The organism is Janibacter limosus (assembly GCF_004295485.1).
GTDB classification, from domain to species: Bacteria; Actinomycetota; Actinomycetes; order Actinomycetales; family Dermatophilaceae; genus Janibacter; species Janibacter limosus_A.
Window position 1 is genome coordinate 3418045 of sequence record NZ_CP036164.1, and the last position, 20495, is coordinate 3438539.

Annotated in this window: 22 protein-coding genes and 1 riboswitch; of the genes, 13 read left to right on the forward strand and 9 right to left on the reverse strand. The window is 71.4% G+C overall.

What is annotated here, in order from left to right; all coding sequences use genetic code 11:
• The first annotated feature begins 76 nt into the window (after positions 1 to 76).
• Positions 77 to 349 carry an SHOCT domain-containing protein gene (locus EXU32_RS16450; protein ID WP_130630872.1) on the forward strand — a complete coding sequence of 91 codons (273 nt, stop codon included), beginning with the start codon at positions 77 to 79 and terminating at the stop codon, positions 347 to 349.
• 47 nt (positions 350 to 396) lie between these two features.
• On the opposite strand, the gene EXU32_RS16455 is transcribed toward EXU32_RS16450, so the two are convergent.
• Positions 397 to 1047 (reverse strand): response regulator transcription factor, encoded by a 651-nt coding sequence (locus EXU32_RS16455; protein WP_130630873.1) that lies wholly within the window; start codon positions 1045 to 1047, stop codon positions 397 to 399.
• The gene (locus tag EXU32_RS16460; protein ID WP_130630874.1) at positions 1044 to 2267 is read right to left on the reverse strand and encodes a sensor histidine kinase; all 1224 of its coding nucleotides are present in this window, start codon (positions 2265 to 2267) and stop codon (positions 1044 to 1046) included. The genes EXU32_RS16455 and EXU32_RS16460 overlap by 4 nt, the downstream gene beginning before the upstream one ends.
• 218 nt (positions 2268 to 2485) lie before the next feature.
• Between EXU32_RS16460 and EXU32_RS16465 the strand changes: the two genes are divergently transcribed.
• Positions 2486 to 2962 carry a hypothetical protein gene (locus EXU32_RS16465; RefSeq protein ID WP_130630875.1) on the forward strand — a complete coding sequence of 159 codons (477 nt, stop codon included), beginning with the start codon at positions 2486 to 2488 and terminating at the stop codon, positions 2960 to 2962.
• Between the two features lie 103 nt (positions 2963 to 3065).
• On the opposite strand, the gene EXU32_RS16470 is transcribed toward EXU32_RS16465, so the two are convergent.
• Together EXU32_RS16470 and EXU32_RS16475 are read right to left on the reverse strand one after the other, a co-directional pair.
• Positions 3066 to 4055 carry a peptidoglycan-binding protein gene (locus EXU32_RS16470; protein ID WP_165399715.1) on the reverse strand — a complete coding sequence of 330 codons (990 nt, stop codon included), beginning with the start codon at positions 4053 to 4055 and terminating at the stop codon, positions 3066 to 3068.
• 3 nt (positions 4056 to 4058) lie between these two features.
• A riboswitch (cyclic di-AMP (ydaO/yuaA leader) is annotated at positions 4059 to 4227 on the reverse strand.
• A gap of 90 nt (positions 4228 to 4317) precedes the next feature.
• Positions 4318 to 4983, reverse strand: coding sequence for a GTP pyrophosphokinase (locus EXU32_RS16475; RefSeq protein WP_207233837.1), 666 nt, complete (start codon positions 4981 to 4983; stop codon positions 4318 to 4320).
• An 82-nt stretch (positions 4984 to 5065) separates the two neighbouring features.
• On the opposite strand from EXU32_RS16475, the gene EXU32_RS17660 reads away from it, so the two are divergent.
• From EXU32_RS17660 to EXU32_RS16490, 3 genes are all read left to right on the forward strand, one after another.
• Positions 5066 to 6028 carry a GNAT family N-acetyltransferase gene (locus EXU32_RS17660; RefSeq protein WP_347400283.1) on the forward strand — a complete coding sequence of 321 codons (963 nt, stop codon included), beginning with the start codon at positions 5066 to 5068 and terminating at the stop codon, positions 6026 to 6028.
• On the forward strand, positions 6025 to 6483 hold the full coding sequence (locus tag EXU32_RS16485; protein ID WP_130630876.1) for a hypothetical protein: 459 nt from the start codon (positions 6025 to 6027) through the stop codon (positions 6481 to 6483). The genes EXU32_RS17660 and EXU32_RS16485 overlap by 4 nt, the downstream gene beginning before the upstream one ends.
• A 112-nt stretch (positions 6484 to 6595) precedes the next feature.
• Entirely contained in the window at positions 6596 to 7633 is a 1038-nt protein-coding gene (locus EXU32_RS16490; RefSeq protein ID WP_130630877.1) for an NAD(P)-dependent alcohol dehydrogenase, read from the forward strand.
• A 3-nt stretch (positions 7634 to 7636) separates the two neighbouring features.
• Here the strand turns inward: EXU32_RS16490 and EXU32_RS16495 are convergent, their stop codons facing one another.
• Complete coding sequence (locus tag EXU32_RS16495; protein WP_130630878.1) at positions 7637 to 8056, reverse strand: hypothetical protein; 420 nt, start codon at positions 8054 to 8056, stop codon at positions 7637 to 7639.
• A gap of 166 nt (positions 8057 to 8222) precedes the next feature.
• Here EXU32_RS16495 and EXU32_RS16500 point away from each other — a divergent pair, with 166 nt between their 5' ends.
• The 5 genes from EXU32_RS16500 (at position 8223) to EXU32_RS16520 (ending at position 14146) form a co-directional block, all read left to right on the forward strand.
• Entirely contained in the window at positions 8223 to 9413 is a 1191-nt protein-coding gene (locus EXU32_RS16500; RefSeq protein ID WP_130630879.1) for an endonuclease, read from the forward strand.
• Positions 9414 to 9479: 66 nt separating this feature from the next.
• Entirely contained in the window at positions 9480 to 10739 is a 1260-nt protein-coding gene (locus EXU32_RS16505; protein WP_130630880.1) for a glutaminase, read from the forward strand.
• Complete coding sequence (locus EXU32_RS16510; protein ID WP_130630881.1) at positions 10739 to 11467, forward strand: alpha/beta hydrolase; 729 nt, start codon at positions 10739 to 10741, stop codon at positions 11465 to 11467. The genes EXU32_RS16505 and EXU32_RS16510 overlap by 1 nt, the downstream gene beginning before the upstream one ends.
• A gap of 31 nt (positions 11468 to 11498) precedes the next feature.
• Entirely contained in the window at positions 11499 to 12881 is a 1383-nt protein-coding gene (locus EXU32_RS16515; RefSeq protein WP_130630882.1) for an FAD-binding oxidoreductase, read from the forward strand.
• Positions 12878 to 14146 (forward strand): SAM-dependent methyltransferase, encoded by a 1269-nt coding sequence (locus EXU32_RS16520; RefSeq protein ID WP_242612828.1) that lies wholly within the window; start codon positions 12878 to 12880, stop codon positions 14144 to 14146. Before EXU32_RS16515 ends, EXU32_RS16520 begins: the two co-directional genes overlap by 4 nt.
• A gap of 183 nt (positions 14147 to 14329) precedes the next feature.
• Here the strand turns inward: EXU32_RS16520 and EXU32_RS16525 are convergent, their stop codons facing one another.
• From EXU32_RS16525 to EXU32_RS16535, 3 genes are read right to left on the reverse strand one after another with little or no spacing between them, the layout of a single operon-like run.
• Positions 14330 to 15124, reverse strand: a complete 795-nt coding sequence (locus tag EXU32_RS16525; protein WP_130630883.1) for a GTPase domain-containing protein — start codon at positions 15122 to 15124, stop codon at positions 14330 to 14332.
• 1 nt (position 15125) lies between these two features.
• On the reverse strand, positions 15126 to 15347 hold the full coding sequence (locus EXU32_RS16530) for a mycoredoxin (protein ID WP_130631252.1): 222 nt from the start codon (positions 15345 to 15347) through the stop codon (positions 15126 to 15128).
• A gap of 56 nt (positions 15348 to 15403) precedes the next feature.
• Positions 15404 to 16132: a SprT-like domain-containing protein gene (locus EXU32_RS16535; RefSeq protein ID WP_130630884.1), complete on the reverse strand. Its 729-nt coding sequence runs from the start codon at positions 16130 to 16132 to the stop codon at positions 15404 to 15406.
• Between the two features lie 100 nt (positions 16133 to 16232).
• On the opposite strand from EXU32_RS16535, the gene EXU32_RS16540 reads away from it, so the two are divergent.
• Both EXU32_RS16540 and EXU32_RS16545 read left to right on the forward strand, forming a co-directional pair.
• On the forward strand, positions 16233 to 17228 hold the full coding sequence (locus EXU32_RS16540) for an LLM class flavin-dependent oxidoreductase (RefSeq protein ID WP_242612829.1): 996 nt from the start codon (positions 16233 to 16235) through the stop codon (positions 17226 to 17228).
• Between the two features lie 398 nt (positions 17229 to 17626).
• Positions 17627 to 18421 (forward strand): M57 family metalloprotease, encoded by a 795-nt coding sequence (locus EXU32_RS16545; RefSeq protein ID WP_130630885.1) that lies wholly within the window; start codon positions 17627 to 17629, stop codon positions 18419 to 18421.
• A gap of 90 nt (positions 18422 to 18511) precedes the next feature.
• On the opposite strand, the gene EXU32_RS16550 is transcribed toward EXU32_RS16545, so the two are convergent.
• A complete protein-coding gene (locus tag EXU32_RS16550; RefSeq protein ID WP_130630886.1) occupies positions 18512 to 19873 on the reverse strand; it encodes a carboxylesterase family protein in 1362 nt (453 codons plus the stop codon).
• 86 nt (positions 19874 to 19959) lie between these two features.
• On the opposite strand from EXU32_RS16550, the gene EXU32_RS16555 reads away from it, so the two are divergent.
• Positions 19960 to 20463, forward strand: a complete 504-nt coding sequence (locus tag EXU32_RS16555) for an ASCH domain-containing protein (RefSeq protein ID WP_130630887.1) — start codon at positions 19960 to 19962, stop codon at positions 20461 to 20463.
• Positions 20464 to 20495 lie beyond the last annotated feature (32 nt).

The following is a 20495-nucleotide window of genomic DNA, read 5'->3' on the forward strand; positions in this document are numbered from 1 at the left end:
TCGCTCACGGGCGGATGTCGCAGGGCGACGACCCGAGGAGTGTGGACACATCACCAGCCGACTCCAGGAGGACCCCATGAACACCCTGATCACCGCACTGCCCGAGCTTGCCGTCCATGCCGGCGACGGCCGGTGGGCCGAAGGCGCAGGACCGCCCTTCGTCATCTTCCCGCTCGTCTGGCTGCTGCTCGTCGGCGGGATCATCACCGTCGCCGTCCTGGGTCGCCGCCGCCGCGAGGCCACCGCCGGACGCCGCTCGGGCGAGCGGCTGCTCGCCGAGCGGTACGCCGACGGGTCGATCGACGAGGAGGAGTACCGCGCCCGACGCACGGTGTTGCGCGAGAAGTGATCTCGAGACGAAGGGGGGAGCCGCGGGCTCCCCCCTTCGTCATGGCGTCAGGCGAGGCCGGACTGGAAGGCGAAGACCACGAGCTGGGCCCGGTCACGGGCGCCGAGCTTGATCATCGCCCGGCTGACGTGAGTACGCGCGGTGGCCGGGCTGACGACGAGACGCTCGGCGATCTCCTTGTTGTTCATCCCCTCGGCGACGAGGGTGACGACCTCTCGCTCGCGCTCGGTGAGGTCGGCCAGGCGGGGGTGCGGTCGGGGACGTCGGGGTGCGTTGGCGGTGAACTCGCGGATGAGGGTCCGGGTCACCGACGGCGAGAGCAGGGCGCCACCGTCGGCCACCGTCTCGATCGCCTCGACCAGAGTCGCGGGCGGGGTGTTCTTCAGCAGGAATCCGCTCGCGCCGTGCCGGAGCGCATCGAAGACGTACTCGTCGAGCTCGAAGGTCGTCAGCACGAGGACGCGCGTGTGCGAGAGGTCGGGGTCCCCGACGATCCGACGGGTCGCCTCGAGCCCGTCGATACCGGGCATCCGGATGTCCATGAGGACGACGTCGGGACGGGTGGCGCGCGCCAGGGCGACCGCGGCGATCCCGTCGGCGGCCTCGCCCGCGATGGTGAGACCCTCGGTGGCCTCCACGAGGGCCCGCAGTCCGAGGCGGACGAGCTCCTGGTCGTCGACGAGCAGCACGGAGGTCACGGGGACTCCTTCGGTGGGGCAGGCAGGACGGCGTGGATCCGGAAGGTGTGCGGTCGAGGACCCGGGCCGTGGGCCAGCTCGCCGCCGAGCTGGGTCGCGCGGTGGCGCATCCCGGTGATGCCGAGTCCGGCCACGTGGTCGTCGGCGTGGAGGTCCTGGTTGGTGACGGTAACCGTGACGGCGTCCTCGTCGCGACCCACGCGGACCTCGGCGCGAGGATGCGCCGAGTGCTTGACGACATTGGTGAGGGACTCCTGGACGATCCGGTACACGGCCAGATCGGTGGCCGCGGGCAGCGCTGCGTCGACACCGCTCACCTCGAGATCCACCTCGACGCCCGCCGCCCGCACCCGCTCGCACAGGGCGCCGAGTCGGGCCACTCCCGGGGTCGGTGCCCGCGAGTCGTCCGGCGCCCCGGAGTCCTCGGGCCGAAGGGTGGACAGCGTGGTCCGCAGCTCCTCCAGGGCCTCCGCGCTCGCCGCGCTGATCGCCCGCAGGGCCTCCTCCGGCTGGCCCGGGCGCGCCGCCCGGACGTGCAGGGCGATGTCGGCCTGCATCTGGATCGCGGCGAGACCGTGACCGACGACGTCGTGGACCTCCTGAGCGAGCCGGACGCGTTCTGCCTGGACGAGCCGCTCGTCGGCGTCCGCCCGGGAGCGGGCCCTGGCGTCCGCGAGCACCTGGCGAGCCCACCCGATGGTGAAGGGCAGCACGACCCAGGTGGCAGCCGGCACGACACCGGCGACGGCGCTGCCACCCGGTGGCTGGGTGAAGAGGTGGACGAGCAGCGCGACGAAGGCCCCCGACGACCAGAGCGCCGCCTCGCGGGTGGGGCGGTGCCGGGCGATGGCGAAGACCGCCACGGCGAGGCTGAGCAGAACCGGACCGTACGGGTGGCCGAGCGCGAGGTAGGTGGCGGTCGCGGTGGTCGTGACGACGAGGGTCCACACCGGCTGCCGCCGCCGCAGCACCAGCGCGACGGCGGCCGTGGCGACGAGGGCGAGCGCCAGAGCATCGGGCGGGACGGCGTCGCTGGCCCCCGGGCCGAAGGGGGGTCCGTCACCGGGTCCCTGCCCCTGGCGTCCCCACGGGCCCTCGCCCCCGCCGAGGAAGGGGAGGGTGACGAGGCCGAGCACGGCGAGCAGCAGCGCGAGCGGGACCTCGCGCAGCCACCCGGGACCTCGTGCGGGCGCCGGCCGACCGGTGCTGCGTCGCGGCACGGCTCTCCCTTCGTCGGTGTGGGCGATGTCCACTCTCGCGCAGGAGGGCCCACCCGTCACCCCGCCTGCGGCGTAACAGGGCCTACGTCCCCGGACGTAGCTGCGGTTGCGTCCGGTGGGTGACGCGCCCGCGCCCGTGCGGCAGGACTCTTGGAGCCATGTCCACCGCCACGACCACTCGCCGACCTTCGACCGCCGCCGATGCCCGGCGACCGCGGATGAGGCCCGCCCTGCGCAAGGGGGTGCTCGTCCTCCACCTGCTCTCGGTGGGCGGATGGATCGGGATCGACGTCCTCGTCGGTGCACTCGTCCTCGCCGGGACGCTCGGCGATCCGGCGACGGCCGGTCTGGCCTACCGGGCCCTCGGGAGCTTCGTCGTCGTCCCGATGCTCACAGCCGCACTCGCGAGCCTCGCGACCGGGCTGCTGCTCGGCCTGGGGACGAAGTGGGGTCTGGCTCGGTACTGGTGGGTGCTCGTCAAGCTCGGTCTCACGCTCGTGCTCACGGTGCTGATCGTCGTCGCGCTACGGCCGGGGATGCCCGAGGTGGTCCTCCACGGTGAGCAGCTGGCGGCCGGCCTCGTGCCGGAGGGGGACGTCTCGGAGCTGGTCTTCCCGCCGATCGTGTCCCTCGTCGTGCTCTCCCTGGCGACTGTCCTCTCGGTGTACAAGCCGTGGGGGCGCACTCGACGCTGACCGGCCAGCATGCCTTGACCCCGCCGGCGCAACGCCGAGGGGCCCCGACCGTGACGGTCGGGGCCCCTCGATGGTGGCGACGCGGTGCGTCGTCACTGGTGGATCAGACGCGACCGTAGGTGACGGCGCTGGTCCAGATGGCGCGCTTGGTCGTGTCGACGCGCGAGTTGCCGGCGTCGTACATCTGGCCGTTGCCGGCGTAGATGCCCATGTGCCAGGCGGGGGCACCGAAGAAGACGAGGTCGCCGACGCGGGGCGAGGAGACCCGGGTGGTGGCCTGACGCTGCTGCTCGGCCGTGCGCGGCAGGGTCTTGCCGTTGCGGGCGAAGACGTACTGGGTGAAGCCCGAGCAGTCGAAGCCGGTCGAGGGGCTCGTGCCACCCATGACGTAGGGGGTGCCGACGAGGCTCGCGGCGGTGTTGATGATGCCGCTGCTGGAGACCGCGGTGCGCGTCGTCGAGCGCGAGGTCGTCGTGGTGGTGGAGCGGGTGGACCCGGTGATGCCCATCGCGGAGCCGGTGCGGGGACCGACGACGCCGTCGGCGGTCAGTCCGTGGCTGCGCTGCCAGCGCTTGACGGCGGCGGCCGTCCCGGAGCCGAAGATGCCGTCGGCGCTGACGCCGACCACGCGCTGGACCTGCTTGACGACGGTGCCGCGCGAGCCCTGACGGACCAGGCCGGTGAAGTTGGTGCGCGCGGTGGAGGACGCGGTGGTCCGACTGGAGCGGGTCGTGGTCGATCCCAGGCCCATCTTGGTGCCGGTGCGGGGGCCGACGACGCCATCGGCGGTCAGGCCGTGGCTGCGCTGCCAGCGCTTGACGGCGTAGGCGGTCCGGGAGCCGAAGATGCCGTCGGCGCTGACGCCGACCTTCTGCTGGATCTGCTTGACGACGGTGCCGCGGGAGCCCTGCTTGACCAGACCGGAGAAGGTGGCGGCGGAGGTGGCGGACGGAGCGGCGGTGGCGGACTGGGCGCCGATGGTGGCGGTGCCGAGGCTGACTGCGGCGACGGCGACCATGGTCGCGCCAGCGCGCTTGCCGACCTGCGAGGGGTGGCTCGGACCGCGGTGGCGTCCGGCGTAGAACATCGACATGGGTCTCTCCTACGCCTGCGGAGTTAGCTGTCGGGTTGGAGTGGAGATCACTCCGCCCTGTGGTCCGTGGACCACGAGGACTTCACCCCAAGGCTGCAAGGCCATGGTTCGGTGGGTCCCCCGCTCCTGCCGTGCTGACTCAGGGGGCCAGTCGGGTTGGCAGGATTAGGCGGCCCGGTGGCAACCCCTCGTGTGTGGGGTCGCGAAAAGGATAAGGCATTGGGACACGAAACGGTAACGGGGGTGTGGACGAATTTGTCTGTCAGTCGCCACCGTGTACGGCCCGGTGCAGCTGCGCCATCTCCTCGTCCATCCGCGCGGCCGTCGCAGCCGCATCCGTGATGCGCTGACGCAGGTCGGGAGGGACGTCCCCTTCGTACTTGTAGAAGATCTTGTGCTCGGTGCTCGCCCAGAAGTCCATCGCCACCGTGCGGAACTGCACCTCGACCGGCACCTGCACCGGCCCGGAGGAGAGGAAGACGGGGATCTCGAGGATCACGTGCAGCGAGCGGTAGCCGTTGGCCTTGGGGTTGGCGATGTAGTCCTTGACCACCCGCACGGTGATGTCGGCCTGCGCCGTGAGCGAGTCCACGAGCCGGTAGACGTCGGCGACGAAGGAGCAGATGACCCGCACCCCGGCGATGTCGGTGATGTGCTCGCGCAGGTCCGGGATCTCCAGCTCGACCCCCTGGCGGGCGGCCTTCTCCAGGATGCTCTCCGGGCTCTTGACCCGGGTGGAGATGTGCTCGATCGGGTTGTCGAGGTGCAGCTCGGCGAACTCCTCGCGCAGGATCTCCAGCCGCATCGCGACCTGCTCCATGCCGAACCGGTAGCCGAGCATCATCCGCGTGAAGTCGTCACGGATCTGGGCGAACCGGCGGATCGCGTCGTCGGACAGTTCCGCTGGCAGCGCGGGGGGCTGGGTCATGGTCTCTCCGGGGTCGGGTGCCGAGCCAGCCTAGGGGTCGAGTCTGGGAGGCAGCAGGGCGCGGACCGGGCATGCTGGTCGGGTGCACGCCGACACCTTCCTGCCGATCCGGACCGAGCGCCTCACCCTTCGGGCGCACCGCGTGGGCGACCTCGAGCCGCTGCTGGAGTACGAGTCCCTGCCCGAGGTGGCGCGCTACCTCCCCTACCACCCGTGGACCCGGGAGACCGGCCGGGAGCACCTGGCCAAGCGGGTGCTGTGTCTGGGACTGGACACCCCGGCCCGCAGCCTCGGCCTCGTGGTGGAGCACGAGGGTCGCGTGATCGGGGACGTCCTGCTCTGGGTCACCGACGAGGCGGGAGCGAAGGGAGAGATGGGCTGGGCCTTCCGCCCCGACGTCGCGGGGCAGGGCTTCGCCACCGAGGCGGCGGCCGCAGTCCTCGAGGTCGGCTTCGCCCGCTACGGGTTGCACCGGGTCATCGCCCAGATGGATGCTCGCAACACGGCCTCGGCGCGCGTCGCCGAGCGGCTCGGGATGCAGCTGGAGGCCCAGCCGCGACAGGACTACTGGAGCAAGGGGGAGTGGACCGACTCGCTCGTGTACGCCGCGCTGGCGAGCGACCACCCGCACGACGTCGGTGACGCGATCGTCGTCAGCGCGGTCGTGCTCGCCGATGCCGACGGCCACGTGCTCACCGTCCGCAAGCGGGGCACGCACTCCTTCATGCACCCCGGTGGCAAGCCGGAGCCGGGCGAGACCCCTGCGCAGTGCGCGGTCCGTGAGGTGGAGGAGGAGCTCGGTCTGGTCCTCGACCCGGAGCGGCTCGACCTCCTGGCGGTGCACCGCACGGCCGCCGCCAACGAGGCGGGCATGGCGCTCGTCGCGAGCGTCTTCCGCCACCCGCACCTGACAGACCGGTCGCGTCCGAGCGTCGTCCCCGCTGCCGAGATCGAGGAGGTCCGGTGGGTCGACGTGAGCCGGCCGTTGCCGCAGGACTCAGCGCCCCTGCTGAGCCTGCTCGTCGCGGGGGCGGACTCGCGATGAAGGTCGTCGACCCGCAAGGCCGGACATGGCGTGTCTCGCGGCGGTGGATGCCGTGGCGGCGCAAGACACGCTTCGGCAGCTGGGGGGACGGGCCCGTCTTCAGCGGCAGCCTCGGGGACGACCCGATCAGCGCGATCATCGGCGTCGTCCTGCTCATCCTCTTCATCCCGGTCCTGGTGCTTGGCCTCGTCGTCGCCCTGGAGATGTTGCTCCTGCTGCTGGTCCTCCCCTTCGCCGTCGTGGGCCGGATGCTCCTCGGCCGGCACTGGTGGGTGGAGGTGCGTGAGGGCTGGACCTTTGCGTGGGAGACCGAGGGCGGTGGCTGGTCCGACAGCGGACGGGCCATCGATCAGATCGCGCAGGGGCTGCGACAGGGGATGCCGCCGTGGCAGGCGGCCGGTCCACCCGTCGTGGGGGGCCGGCCTCCGCACGGGCAGCCGCCACCGCCCGTCTGATGTCAGCTGACTCTTGCCCTTCGCCTGTGGATCCTCGGCTCGTTTTGGTGACTCGGGGCGCGAGGAGTTGACTGAGGGGGATCCGTCTTCCCCCGATGAGAGGAGCGCACCCGTGCGCACCGTGAAGGCCTGGGCGGCCACCTCCGCCACCGCACCCCTGTCCGCGACGACCATCGAGCGTCGGGACGTCGGCGACAACGACATACTGATCGACATCGCCTTCGCCGGCATCTGCCACAGCGACATCCACACCGCCCGCAGCGAGTGGGGCGAGGCCCCCTACCCGCTCGTCGTCGGCCACGAGATCGCCGGCACCGTCGCCGAGGTCGGATCCGCCGTCACCAAGCACAAGGTCGGTGACCGCGTCGGCGTCGGCTGCCTGGTCAACTCCTGCGGTGAGTGCGATGCCTGCACCGCTGGCAAGGAGCAGTACTGCCCACAGTCCGTGGGCACCTACAACGCGACCGACCGCGACGGCACCATCACCCAGGGCGGCTACTCGACCCACATCGTCGTCGACGCCGATTTCGCCCTGAAGATCCCCGAGGGCATCGACCTCGACGTCGCGGCCCCCCTGCTGTGCGCCGGTGTCACCACGTGGTCCCCGCTGCGCCGCTTCGGTGTCGGTGAGGGCTCCAAGGTGGCCGTCATCGGTCTCGGCGGCCTCGGCCACATGGGCGTCCAGCTGGCCGTCGCGCTCGGCGCGGAGGTCACCGTGCTGTCCCAGTCGCTGAAGAAGCAGGAGGACGGTCTCGCCCTCGGTGCGACCGACTACCGCGCGACGAGCGACGACAGCACCTTCGAGGACCTGCGCGGGAAGTTCGACCTGATCCTCAACACGGTCAGCGCGAGCCTGCCGATCCAGCAGTACCTGTCGCTGCTCGGGGTGGAGGGCACGCTGGTCAACGTCGGCGCGCCGGTCGAGCCCTTCCAGGTCCCGGCCTTCTCCCTGATCGGTGGCGGCAAGTCCTTGGCTGGCTCCATGATCGGCGGGATCCCCGAGACCCAGGAGATGCTCGACTTCTGCGCGGACAAGGGCATCGGCGCCAAGATCGAGGTCATCTCGGCCGACCAGGTCAACGAGGCCTGGGAGCGGGTCGTCGCCTCCGACGTGCGCTACCGCTTCGTCATCGACGCCTCGACGATCTGACCCTCACGACGCGAGGGTGACCTCGTAGTGCATACCGCCGTCCGTCGTCGGCGTGGAGAACCTCAGCGTCTCTCCGCGCTCGACGGTGAACTCGGTCTCGGTGTCGCTCAGACTCAAGCCACCGCCCTCGCCACGCGGTGACATCGGCTCGCTCGTCGTGAACTCGACGGAGTCCTCGTCCACGTCGGTGAAGGTGATGTCGAAGTCGACGTGCCCCGTGAAGGGGACGCTGGCCCCCTTCGTCGCATCGACCGTCGTGATCCTGGGGGTCGGCTTGTGGTTGCGATCCCAGCCGTTCCACGAGCTGCTCGTGATGGTCACCGGGACCGGTCCGGGGTCGGGATCGAGCAGGCCGCAGCCGGTGAGCACGGGCAGGCATGAGGCGGCGGCGGCGAGGGCGAGGGTGCGGCGTCGGATGGTCATGGGTCCTCCCTGGATGGTGGTGATGGTCTGACGCCGCCCGGACGCCAGCGGTTCCATGGACGAAGGGGGGAGAACCTCGACCCTTCGTTGACTCGCCGTTCACCCAGCGGGCCTCGCGGACGGTGAGGCTGGGCCCACACCCAGCCCCCACCCGTGAGGTCCACCCATGTCCCGCACCCTCCGCCGCCTCGTCGGTCTCGCCGGAGCCGCCGCCCTCGTGGCCGTGCCGGCCCTCCCTTCGCAGGCCGCTCGCTCCGCGACCACCCAGTCCACGTCCTCGCTCGCGGCGACGGCCGCGCCGCTCGGGGTCAGCGCGGCACTGGGGCAGCAGGACGGCTCGACCCAGACCGTGCGCGGCGTCGTCGTCGGGCAGCCGACTGCGAGCGAGCGAGTGGTCACCAGTGGCTTCCCCAACGACTACGCCATCGCGATCGCCGCCTCTGCGGGTGAGACCGACACGTCGAAGATCCTCTATGTCCAGGTGCCCGCGGCCCTGCGCTCGCAGTGGGGACTCGCGTCCAACCCCGACCTCATGGGGCAGCAGGTCGACGTGACCGGTGCGCTCGAGGCGTACTTCTCCCATCCCGGGGTCAAGGGCACGAGCTCGATCGCGCTCGCTGACGGCAGCACTCCTGAGGACCCGGGCGACCCCGAGGAGCCCGGTGAGCCAACCGACCCCGGCAGCTACTACGACGGGACCGCAGGCCTGAGCGGACAGGCGCTGAAGGAGGAGCTGCACGGGATCATCAGCAACCAGACCGTGCTGAGCTACTCGCAGGTCTGGGAGGGGCTCAAGGATGTCGACGAGGACACGCAGGACACGAGCAGCGTCCGACTCCTCTACTCCGGCACAACCTCTCCGAAGTCGAACAACGGTGGGGGAGTGGACAACTGGAACCGCGAGCACGTCTGGGCCAAGAGCCACGGCGACTTCGGCACCTCCAACGGACCCGGCACCGACCTGCACCACCTGCGACCGACCGATGTCACGGTCAACTCCGCGCGCGGCAACCTCGACTTCGACAACGGTGGCAGCGAAAACTCTGAGGCCCCGGGCAACTACGCCGACGGGGACTCGTGGGAGCCGCGCGACGCGGTCAAGGGCGATGTGGCCCGGATGATCTTCTACATGTCGGTCCGCTACGAGGCCGGCGACATGGTCGACCTCGAGGTCAACGACCGGGTGGGCAACGGTTCCGCCCCGTACATGGGACGGGTCTCCGTCCTCAAGCAGTGGAGCCAGCAGGACCCGCCCGACGCCTTCGAGCAGCGCCGCAACGAGCGGATCTACGCCAACTGGCAGGGCAACCGCAACCCCTTCATCGACCACCCGGAGTGGGTCGAGTCGATCTGGTGACCGACGGGCTCGACCCGACGTGCGGCCGGTCCGACGAGCCGGGTGTCGCGTGACAGGATCGGCCGCATGGACAACCCCGTGCCCGACTACCTGGCCGAGGTCGCCGAAGCCTGCGCGTCGCTGACCTCCGGCGAGCCGGCCTCGTACATCCCGGAGCTGGCCTCGGTCGACCCGGACCGCTACGGCGTCGCGATGGCGACGATCGACGGCGCGCTGTACTCCGTCGGGGACGCCCGTCACGAGTTCACCATCCAGTCGATCTCCAAGGCCTTCGTCTACGGGCTGGCGGTGCGCGAGCGGGGCCTGACCGAGGTGCTGCGCAAGGTGGACGTCGAGCCGTCCGGCGACCCCTTCGACGAGCTGTCGCTCGAGGACGGCACCGGGCGACCGCGCAACCCGATGATCAACGCCGGAGCGATCACCACCCACGCCCTCGTCGGCGGCGACGGGGTGAGCTCCGCGGGTCGCTTCGAGGAGATCCACCGGCTGCTGTGCGACCTCGCCGGTCGCGAGCTCTCGGTCGACGAGGAGGTGTGGGCCTCGGAGATGTCGGTGAGTGACCGCAACCTGGCGATCGCGCACCTGCTGCGCAGCCACGGCATCATCAGCGACTCGCCCGAGGAGGTCGTCTCCGCCTACGTGCGCCAGTGCGCCGTGCTCGTCACGGCCGAGGACCTCGCGATGATGGCGGCGACGCTGGCCAACGCGGGGGTGCAGCCGGTGACCGGCCAGCGCATCTTTTCCGGTCACCAGGTGCGTCACCTGCTCTCGGTCATGCTCACCTGCGGCATGTACGACTCGGCCGGTGACTGGGTCTCCAACGTCGGGATCCCGGCCAAGAGCGGGGTGGGCGGCGGGATCATCGGCGCGCTGCCCGGCCAGGTCGGGATCGCGACCTTCGCCCCGCGGCTGGACCCGCACGGCAGCAGCGTGCGCGGGATCGAGACCTTCGAGCGGCTCTCCCACGACATGGGTCTGCACCTCATGGAGGTCGCCCCACCCGCGCGCTCGGTCATCCAGCGCTCGCGAGTCGTCGGTGAGGGCGAGGAGGCCGTGCGGGTCTTCGAGCTGGCCGGGACCATCGGGTTCACCGGTGCCGAGCGGGTCGTGCGGCGCCTTGCGGAGGAGGAGCCGGTCGAGCGGACGATCGTCGTCGACCTCACCCACGTCAGCTCGGTGGGCGGCCCGGCCCGGCACATGCTCCTCGAGGCCCTGCGCCGGCTGCGGCTCGACGGCTACACGGTCTACCTCATCGACCACGACGAGGTGCTGCCAGATCCCGACCCCGGCGACGGCCAGCCGGTCGAGCAGCTGCAGGAGATCTGATGCTGCGCCGCCTGATCTACCCCGTCCCCGCCTGGGACCCGGCGATCGCTCTGCCCGTCACCACGACGAAGGGCGGTACCCACCTGGTCCACCACCCCGCCCCCGAGGGCGGTCGCACGGTCGTCTACCTGCACGGCAACGGCTCCGACCTCGCGTCGGCCAACCCGCTCGCGGGCCTCTTCGACGAGCAGGGACTGGGTTTCGCCGCGGTCGAGTACCCCGGCTACGGGCCCGCGACCGGCCGCACCACCCAGGACGGGATCCTCTCGGCTGCCCGCGACGGGCTGGCCCACCTCTCCCTTCCCGCGGAGCGCACCGTCCTCGTGGGCGAGTCGCTCGGCTCGTCGGTGGCGGCCCACCTCGCCGCGGAGGGCCTGCTCACCGATGACGAAGGGAGTGGCCGCCTCGTCCTCGTCTCCCCCTTCACGTCGATGACCGCGATGGTCCAGCGGGTGGTGCGCGGCTTCCCCCGCCGGCTCGTCCCCGACCGGTGGGAGACCGACGGCCTGCTCGAGCGGATCGAGGTGCCGACGATGCTCGTCCACGGTGAGCTCGACGACCTCGTCCCGCCGGCGATGAGCGCACAGCTCGAGCGGGGTCTGGCGTCGGCGCTGCGCGTGGTCGTGCCCGGTCGCACGCACAACGACCTGTGGCAGTCGCCGAGCGAGTGCCTGGCCGCCGTCGCCCGCTTCGCCCGGGGCGAGCAGCAGGACAACCCGCTGTACTGACGCGCAGCACCCGGAGTAGATTGTGTGTGCGATGCAGACAACTGGATGGCAGGCACACCGGGACGCCGTCGACCGGCTCGTGCGCTCCCATGACTCGATCCCGGCCGGCTCCCCCGTGCGCCTGGCCAAGCGCACCTCCAACCTCTTCCGCCACCGTGCCGCGACCGACGTGGCCGGTCTCGACGTCTCGGGGCTGGCCGGCGTCATCGAGGTCGACCCCACCTCCCGGACCGCGCAGGTGCAGGGCATGTGCACCTACGAGGACCTCGTCGCCGCCACGCTGCCGCACGGGTTGATCCCGCTCGTCGTGCCCCAGCTGCGCACGATCACGCTCGGGGGCGCGGTCACCGGGCTGGGCATCGAGGCGACCAGCTTCCGCAACGGCCTGCCGCACGAGTCGGTCCTCGAGATGGACGTGCTCACCGGGTCCGGTGAGGTCGTGACCGCGCGACCCGACAACGAGCACTCGGACCTCTTCTTCGCCTTCCCCAACTCCTACGGCTCGCTCGGCTACGCCGTGCGGCTGCACATCGAGCTGGAGGCCGTGCCCCCACGGGTCGCCCTGCGGCACCTGCGCTTCCACGACGCACGGGCCGCGACCGACGCCATCGACGCGATCGTCGACGCCGGTGAGCACGAGGGCGTGCGGGTGGACGCGCTCGACGGCGTCGCCTTCGCGCCCGACGAGATCTACCTGACGCTGGCCACGTGGACGCACGACGCGCGGCCCACGAGTGACTACACGGGCCAGCAGATCTTCTACCGCTCGCTGCAGGAGCGCAGCACCGACCTGCTGACGATGCACGACTACCTGTGGCGGTGGGACACCGACTGGTTCTGGTGCTCCGGTGCCTTCGGACTGCACCGCCCGGCGATCCGTCGACTCTGGCCCCGCCGGTGGCGACGCTCCGACGTCTACCACCGACTCGTCGGGCTGGACCGGCGCCTCGACGTCGTCGGGAGGCTGGACCGCAGGGCCGGACGGCCGCAGCGCGAGCGGGTCATCCAGGACATCGAGGTGCTCAGCGAGCGCCTCCCCGAGTTCCTCGAGTGGTTCGACGCCCAGGTGGGGATGCGACCGGTGTGGCTGTGCCCCCTTCGCCTCCGGGAGGGTGCCGACGGTGCCCGCACGTGGCCCTCCTACCCCCTCGACCCGGGCCGCACCTACGTCAACGTCGGCTTCTGGGGCACGGTGCACGTCGGTGACGACGCCCCGGAGGGGCCGACCAACCGTGCCGTCGAGGCCAAGGTGCACGAGCTCGGCGGGCACAAGTCGTTGTACTCCGAGGCCTTCTACCCACGAGACGTCTTCGACGAGCTCTACGACGGCGCCAACCTCGCTGAGGTGCGGCGACGCTACGACCCGGCCGGCCGACTGACCGACCTCTACGACAAGGTGGTGCAGACCAGGTGAGCACGATCAAGATTGCTGAAGCACTGGCGGGGATCATGCCCGCCGACCTCCCGGTGCGGCTGACGGCCTACGACGGCAGCTCCGCCGGCCCCGTCGACGCCGACATCGGGCTCGAGCTGCGCAACGAGCGGGGTCTGCGCTACCTGCTCACCGCGCCCGGCGACCTCGGCTTCGCCCGGGCCTGGGTGGCCGGCGACCTCGTCGGCACGGGCTTCCACCCCGGCAACCTCTACCCGGTGCTCGACCTGATGAGCAGTACTGACCGGTGGCGCATCCCCGGTCCCGCGCAGGCCCTGGAGCTGATCCGCGGGATCGGGTGGGACAAGCTCAACCCGCCGCCGATCCCGCCCCAGGAGCACCTGCCGCGCTGGCGCCGCGTCGTCGAGGGCATGCGGCACAGCCGGGCCCGCGACGCCGAGGTGATCCACCACCACTACGACGTGTCCAACCGCTTCTACGAGATGATCCTCGGCCCGTCGATGACCTACACGTGCGCGGTCTACCCCACCGCCGACGCGACGCTCGAGGAGGCGCAGGCCCACAAGTACGAGCTCATCGCCCGCAAGCTCGACCTGCAGCCCGGGCAGCGGCTGCTCGACGTCGGCTGCGGCTGGGGCGGCATGGTGATCCACGCGGCCAAGCACCACGGCGTCAAGGCGCTCGGCGTGACCCTCTCGCAGGCGCAGGCCGACTGGGCCAAGCGGGCCATCGACCGCGAGGGTCTCGGTGACCTCGCCGAGGTGCGATTCATGGACTACCGCGACGTGCCCGAGGGGGACTTCGACGCGGTCAGCTCGATCGGTCTGACCGAGCACATCGGCATCCGCAACTACCCGGCGTACTTCGCGGCGCTGCGTGGCAAGCTGCGGCCCCAGGGTCGGCTGCTCAACCACTGCATCACGCGCGACCACAACCGCGCCACGCGTACCGGGGCGGTCATCGACCGCTACATCTTCCCCGACGGGGAGCTGACCGGTGCCGGCACGCTGCTCGTCCAGCTCCAGGACGCGGGCCTGGAGATGCAGCACGCCGAGAACTTCCGCATGCACTACGCGCGCACGCTCGCCGGCTGGGTCGACAACCTCGTGGACAACTGGGACGAGGCCGTCGCCGAGGTCGGTGAGGGGACCGCCCGCCTGTGGGGGTTGTACATGGTCGGCTCGCGCATCGGCTTCGAGCGCAACGACGTCCAGCTGACCCACCTGCTCGCCACCAGGACGGACGACGTCGGGGTGAGCGGCTACCCCCTTCGCCACACGTTCTGAGGGGCGCCGGGTGGAGGTAAACGCGCGGACGAAAGGTCGGCGTGTCGACATCCACCCGCCCCGTTCGCCCGTGCCCGCGCCTCGGGTGGAGGCAGACCCGCGGATGATTCGTCGGCGCGCATACCTCCACCCGGCGAAGGGGGGGTGGAGCGAAGGGGGAGCGGGGCGAAGGGGTGTGGAGGCTCAGACGTGACCGCTGAGCTGGGCCATGCGCGACTCGAGGGCGGCGAGCATCGCGCTGCAGCGCTTGCCGGCGTCCTTGCGGGCGGCCTTGCCGGACGCCTCGCCCGGCTCGGTGCACATCGGCAGCACGTCGACGGACAGGCGTGCCCCGCCGGCGAGGGAGCGCAGCTCGTCGAGCTTGACGGCGAAGGGAGACCCGCTGCCGGGGGAGTAGTAGCGGACCGCGTCCTCGACCCCGTCGGGGAAGAGATCGGCCTTGGTGACGACGATGACCAGCCACACCGGGCGGTCACGGCGCAGGGCCATCGACGCGATCCGGTGCGAGGTGATGGTCCAGTCCTCGAGCTCGGCGGCCAGCTGCTCCTCGCGGGTGGCCACGGCCGTGCCGGTCGTGCCCGCAGGTCGGCGGGGGGTGGCGTAGCCGTTGGCGACGACGTGCAGGATCCCGTCGACCGGGTCGTCGTGGAAGACCTCGTCGAGGGCGCCGAGCCGGGTCGCGGCGTTGTCGCCGGGGACCACGCGGAAGCGGAAGCCCTTGCCCTTGGCCGAGCGGCGGGTGCGGCGCTCCATCGTGGCGGAGCCGACCTCGACGGTGCTCTCGGCGGAGGCGCGCCGGGCGAGCCGGTCGGCCAGGCGGGTCTTGCCGACACCCGTCATGCCGGTGACGGCGACCGCCGGGAAGCGACCGCGGAAGAGGTGGCTCAGCTGGTGCGGCGCGGTGGACAGCGCCGACAGTGCTGTCCCGGCGAGCGTCGTGCCCACGGCGGTGCGGGTGGCGGGCGACAGACGGGCCATGTCAGCCCAGCGCCTTCTTGACGTCGGCCAGCGACGGGTTGGTCGCGGAGGAGCCGTCGGGGTAGAGCAGCGTCGGCACCGTCTGATTGCCACGGTTGATCGTCTTGACCAGCTCGGCGGTGCCGGGCGTCGTCTCGATGTTGATCTCGGTGTATCCGATGCCCTCACGGTCGAGCTGCGACTTCAGCCGACGGCAGTAGCCGCACCACGTCGTGGAAAACATCGTGACCGTGCCGTCAGCGGGCAGGTCGAGGCCGGGGGGCAGGATCTCGCGCACGTTCACCCCTCCAGCCAACCACGACTTCGCCAGATCTCCTGCACCCGGGGGACCTGTGCCGCCTCGACGTGGTCGAAGGGGACGGTGAGCAGGGACCCCGAGCCGCGCACGTGGAAGCGGGTACGGCCCCGTTTGACGACCACCCCGACGAAGCCCTGGTAGCGGCCGGGGGTGAGGACCCGCACGCGGTCGCCGATGCTGACGAGGTCACCGCTGCCGCCGCGGTCGGCGGTGGCGCGCAGTGTCGCCAGCTGACGGCGGTAGGCCGGTGTCATCGGGGCCGCGACGCCGTGGTGGGTCCAGGTGAAGATGGCCTGCGCGCTGAAGGAGCGGCTGCACTCACGGCACGAGGTGACCTGTGACGGGCGGCGGTGCCGGTCGATGGTGTGGCCGGCCGGGCAGGTGCCCACCCAGGCGCCGGGGACGCTCGGGGCGTCCTGCGGCAGGCACCGCTCCGGTGCGGCTCCGATGCTGCTGGCCATCGCCTGCCACCTCGGCCCGTGGCCGTGCCGGGGCCCGACGAGAGCGTGTGCGATCTCGTGCAGGACGGTGTCGCGGACCTGCTCCGGCGAGTGCAGTGCGGTGAGGGGGCCGCTCAGGCCGATCGTGCGCTCCGCCGCGCGGCAGACCCCCGCGCGCTTCTTGGCGCGGTCGACGACGAGCCGCCAGTCCTCCAGGCCGTGCTCGTCCATGAGTGCGCGACCCATGCGCCGCGCCTCCCCGATGTCCATGAGCAGGAGGGTAGGCGCTGCCCCCGACAACCCCCCTTCGCCGGGGTCGTCGAGGGTGTCGTCGGGGAATACCCGCCGCGCTGCCGGGGTTGTCGCGGGCGTGCTCCCCAAACTCTCTCTCCTCGACCTGGCCACCGTGGGCCGCGACCAGCCGATCAGCGAGGCGCTCGCCGACACCGTCACCCTGGCGCAGCGCGCCGACGAGCTCGGGAGCTTCGAGCGGCTGTGGTTCGCCGAGCACCACAACATGTCGCGCATCGCGTCCGCCGCGACCTCCGTGCTCATCGCCCACGTGGCGGCGCGCACCGAGCGGATCCGCGTCGGCTCCGGCGGGGTGATGCTGCCCAACCACTCGCCGCTCGTCATCGCCGAGCAGTTCGGCACCCTCGCCGAGCTCTACCCCGACCGCATCGACCTCGGTCTCGGCCGCGCCCCGGGCACCGACGGCGCCACGATGCGCGCGCTGCGCACGGACCCGCGGGCCGCGGAGTCCTTCCCCCAGGACGTGCGTGAGCTGCAGGGCTATCTCTCCGGCGACACCCTCATCGACGGGATCCACGCCTACCCCGGCCGCGGGACGCGGGTGCCCCTCTATGTCCTCGGCTCCTCGCTCTTCGGCGCGCAGCTGGCTGCGGCCTACGGTCTGCCCTACGCCTTCGCGAGCCACTTCGCCCCCGACGCGCTGCAGCAGGCCGTGCGGGTCTACCGCGAGCGCTTCACCCCGAGCGAGCAGCTGAGCAGCCCGTACGTCATCGCCGCGGCCAATGTCGTCGCCGCGGACGACTCCGCGACCGCCACCGAGCTCGCCGACAAGGTGCTGCGTGCCCGGGTGCGGATGCTCGCCGGCCGGGTCGGCAGCGGCAGCCTCGACGAGGACATGGTCACCGCCCTCATGGACAGCGCGGTCGGGGCCCAGGCCCGCCACATGCTCACCCACACGATCGTCGGCGACCCGGAGCAGGTCGCGTCGGGGCTGAGCGACTTCGCCGCGCTCGCCGACGCGGACGAGCTGATCCTCACCAACCCGGCACCCGGTCTCGACGAGCGGGTGCGCACCCTCGAGATCCTCGCCGGCCTCGTGGGTCGGGCGAGCTGACCTCCCTTCGGTCCTGACGAAGTCCGCACGTCTCCTGCCGGAACCCTGACGCCCCGGGGATGGAGTCGTGACGCGGTCGGCGCGTAGCGTCGACATCGTGCACGAGACCTGATCGGGCGGACCGCGAGGGGGTCCACCCGATCACTGGTTCTTGAGTCTCCCCGGGCTCGGAACCACCCCTGAAGGGATGCCCCTTCGCGATGGATCTCCTCCCCGTCGCGAGGGGGCATCCTGCTGTCTCGGAGCGGATTTCGCCCCGACGACAAGGGCCCGAGGACTTGACCAAACCCATGCACAACCTCACCCGAAGTCTGGTGGAGTGCGCGCCCCCGCGGTCATAGATTCCCACCACCCGGTCGGCGCGACCGCGCCCCGGGACTCGTCGAAGGGTGAATCGCATGAAGCGTGCAGCAACCGTCCTGACTCTCGCCGCCACCGTCTCGTTGGGGGCCGCCAGCGTCGGGTACGCCGGGGTGACCGAGGAGCCGACCTACCAGGACTTCAAGTCGCAGACGCTCCAGGACGCCGACCAGCAGTACATCGTCAACGGCGACATCCCGGTGTCCGGCGAGAAGCAGCTGCGCGAGTTCTACCAGGGGATGGTCAGCCCGGGGCAGGACAACCAGCTCATCGTCAACACCGTCTACGGCAAGGACGACGTCTGGACCGCGACCCAGGCCAAGAACCTCACCTACTGCGTGAGCACGAAGTTCGGGACCGATCACGACGCGGTGGCTGCCGCGATGGCCAGCGGGGCAGCCCAGTGGGAGGCCGCCAGCTCCGGCGTGAACTTCACCCACGTCGCCGCGCAGGACGGCAAGTGCACCACCCGCAACAGCAACGTCCTCTTCTCCGTCGAGCCGACCAACACGACGAGCTACATCGCGCGGGCCTTCTTCCCCAGCACCCCCAAGCGCAGCCGCAACGTCCTGGTGAGCACCAACCAGCTCTTCAACGCCGGCTCGTGGACCCCGAGCAACATCCTCGCCCACGAGCTCGGCCACACCCTCGGCTTCCGCCACGAGCACACCCGACCGGAGGCAGGCACCTGCTTCGAGGACAACAACTGGCGTCCGCTGACCCCCTACGACTCGGCGTCGATCATGCACTACCCGCAGTGCAACGGGTCGAGCGACGACCTGAGCATGACCTCCACCGACCGTGACGGGATCCGCTCGGTCTACGGCTCCTGAGCCTCCCGCCCCACGACTGACGCCCCCTTCGTCCGAGCTCCCCCCACGGACGAAGGGGGCGTCTGCCTGTCCGCGGTGGGTGGCGGGGAGTCAGCGCGAGGGCAGCTCGCGGACCTCGATGAGCCCCGGCTCGCTGATCACGCCGACGTCACCGGTGCGGGCGAAGTCGGCGAAGACCTGCCGCAGCCGCCGACCCGATCGCTCGAAGTCGTCCGGGTCGACGCCCTCGATCAGGTCGGCGCCCCACCAGGTCTCGAGGCGTCCCTGGAGCAGGGGGAGCTCGATGGTGTGTGCGCCCGCATAGGGGTTGCCGGAGACGCCCCAGGTGATGAGGTAGCGCTGTCCGCGCCCGCCGGCCCGGTGGTGCCGCTCGGCGAAGTCGAGGATGCCGTTGCCGTAGATCCGGTCGGTCAGCGCCTGCCCGACCCGCTGGACGAAGGGAGCCAGCCACGGGCTCAGCGCCCGGTCACCGAGCGCCTTGCCCAGGAAGAGCGAGGCCTCGCGGTCGGTGGACCCGATGAGCACGTCGACCCGCTGCGCGGCCTCGCGCCAGGCCGCGTCGAGGTCCTCCTCGGCGGGCAGCGGGTGGTGGCCGTACTGCACGCCGAAGGGCATGCCGGCAGCGATTCCGTGGCGCGCGATCGAGGGCTCGACCGACGGCTGCGCGCTGAGCACGTCGTCGATGTCGGTCTCGATCGTGAGGGACTGCGCGACCCGCATCATCGCGTCCGTCATCGCCGACCGTCCGGGCATGACGCCGATCGGTGGGCTCTGGATGATGGCGCGGCGGAAGAGCCCGTCGGCGCCCTCGGCGATCATCAGGTGCGCGATCGCGTCGCCGCCCGCGGACTGACCGAAGAGGGTGACCTCGCTCGGGTCGCCGCCGAAGGCCGCGATGTTGGCGCGCACCCACCGCAGCGCCTCGATCTGGTCGAGGAGACCGAGGTTGGCGGGGCGGGTCGCGCCGTCGCCGAGATAGCCGAGCAGGCCGAGGCGGTAGGTCACGCGCACGACGACCACCCGCTGCTCGACGACGAGGACCGCGGGGTCGTAGATCTCCAGGTCACCGGCGCCCGAGACGTAGGAGCCGCCGTGGATCATCACCATGACCGGCAGGGTCTCGTCGCCACCCAGGTCGGCGGGGACGGTCACCGACAGCCGCAGGCAGTCCTCGTCGAAGGGCAGCTCGCCCGGGACGAGGCCGAGGACCTCCTCGAGGAACTCCACCCGGGGCTGCGGGCAGGCCGGCGACGGGCCGGTGGCGTCGATGCGCTCGACCGGTGCCTCGGCCACGGGTGGGGCAAACCGTGCGGCCCTGGCGTAGCGGATCCCACCGGCCCGCAGCACCGCGCCGTCGCGGCGACCGACGATCTCGCCGGCGGGTGCCGACCACGAGGGGAAGGCCCCCTTCGTCGGGGTGTCGCTGCGTGAGGGGTGGGATGGCGTGGTCATGCGGTCAGCGTGCCACGGTGCTCGCCTCCCTCCGTGACGCACGCGGCCTCGCCCGCAGGCGCGCCTGCCGGGGGCATGATGGGCAGATGGATGACATCGAGGCCTTCTGGCAGCGCGCGCAGCGGCACGCCGAGCTTGCGACGGTGAACTCGTACATGGGTGAGAGCCCGATGGCGCTCCTGCGCCCACCGGCCTGGGCCTTCGGCGCGACCCCGGAGCAGGCGGACGAGCTGCTCGCCCTCGTGATCGATGGGACCAAGACCTCGACGTCGTCGGCGCTGTGGGACTACGAGGCCGAAGGGGAGGACCTCCCGACCGAGGGCACCCTCGGCATCGTCACCGACGGGCGGGGAGCCCCGCGGGCCCTCGTCGTGACGAGCCGGGTGCGGACCGTCCCCTTCGACCAGGTGGACGAGGAGCACGCCAGGGCCGAAGGGGAGGGCGACCGCTCGCTCGACCACTGGCGGCAGGTGCACGAAGCCTTCTTCACCGAGCACGCGAGCCACGACCGGGGCTTCGCCCCGGACATGCCGGTCGTCCTCGAGGACCTGCGGGTCATCTACTCGGAGCCTGCGGACGCGCCCCGGTAGACCCACGCAGATCGGGCCACCGGGTCCGTCTC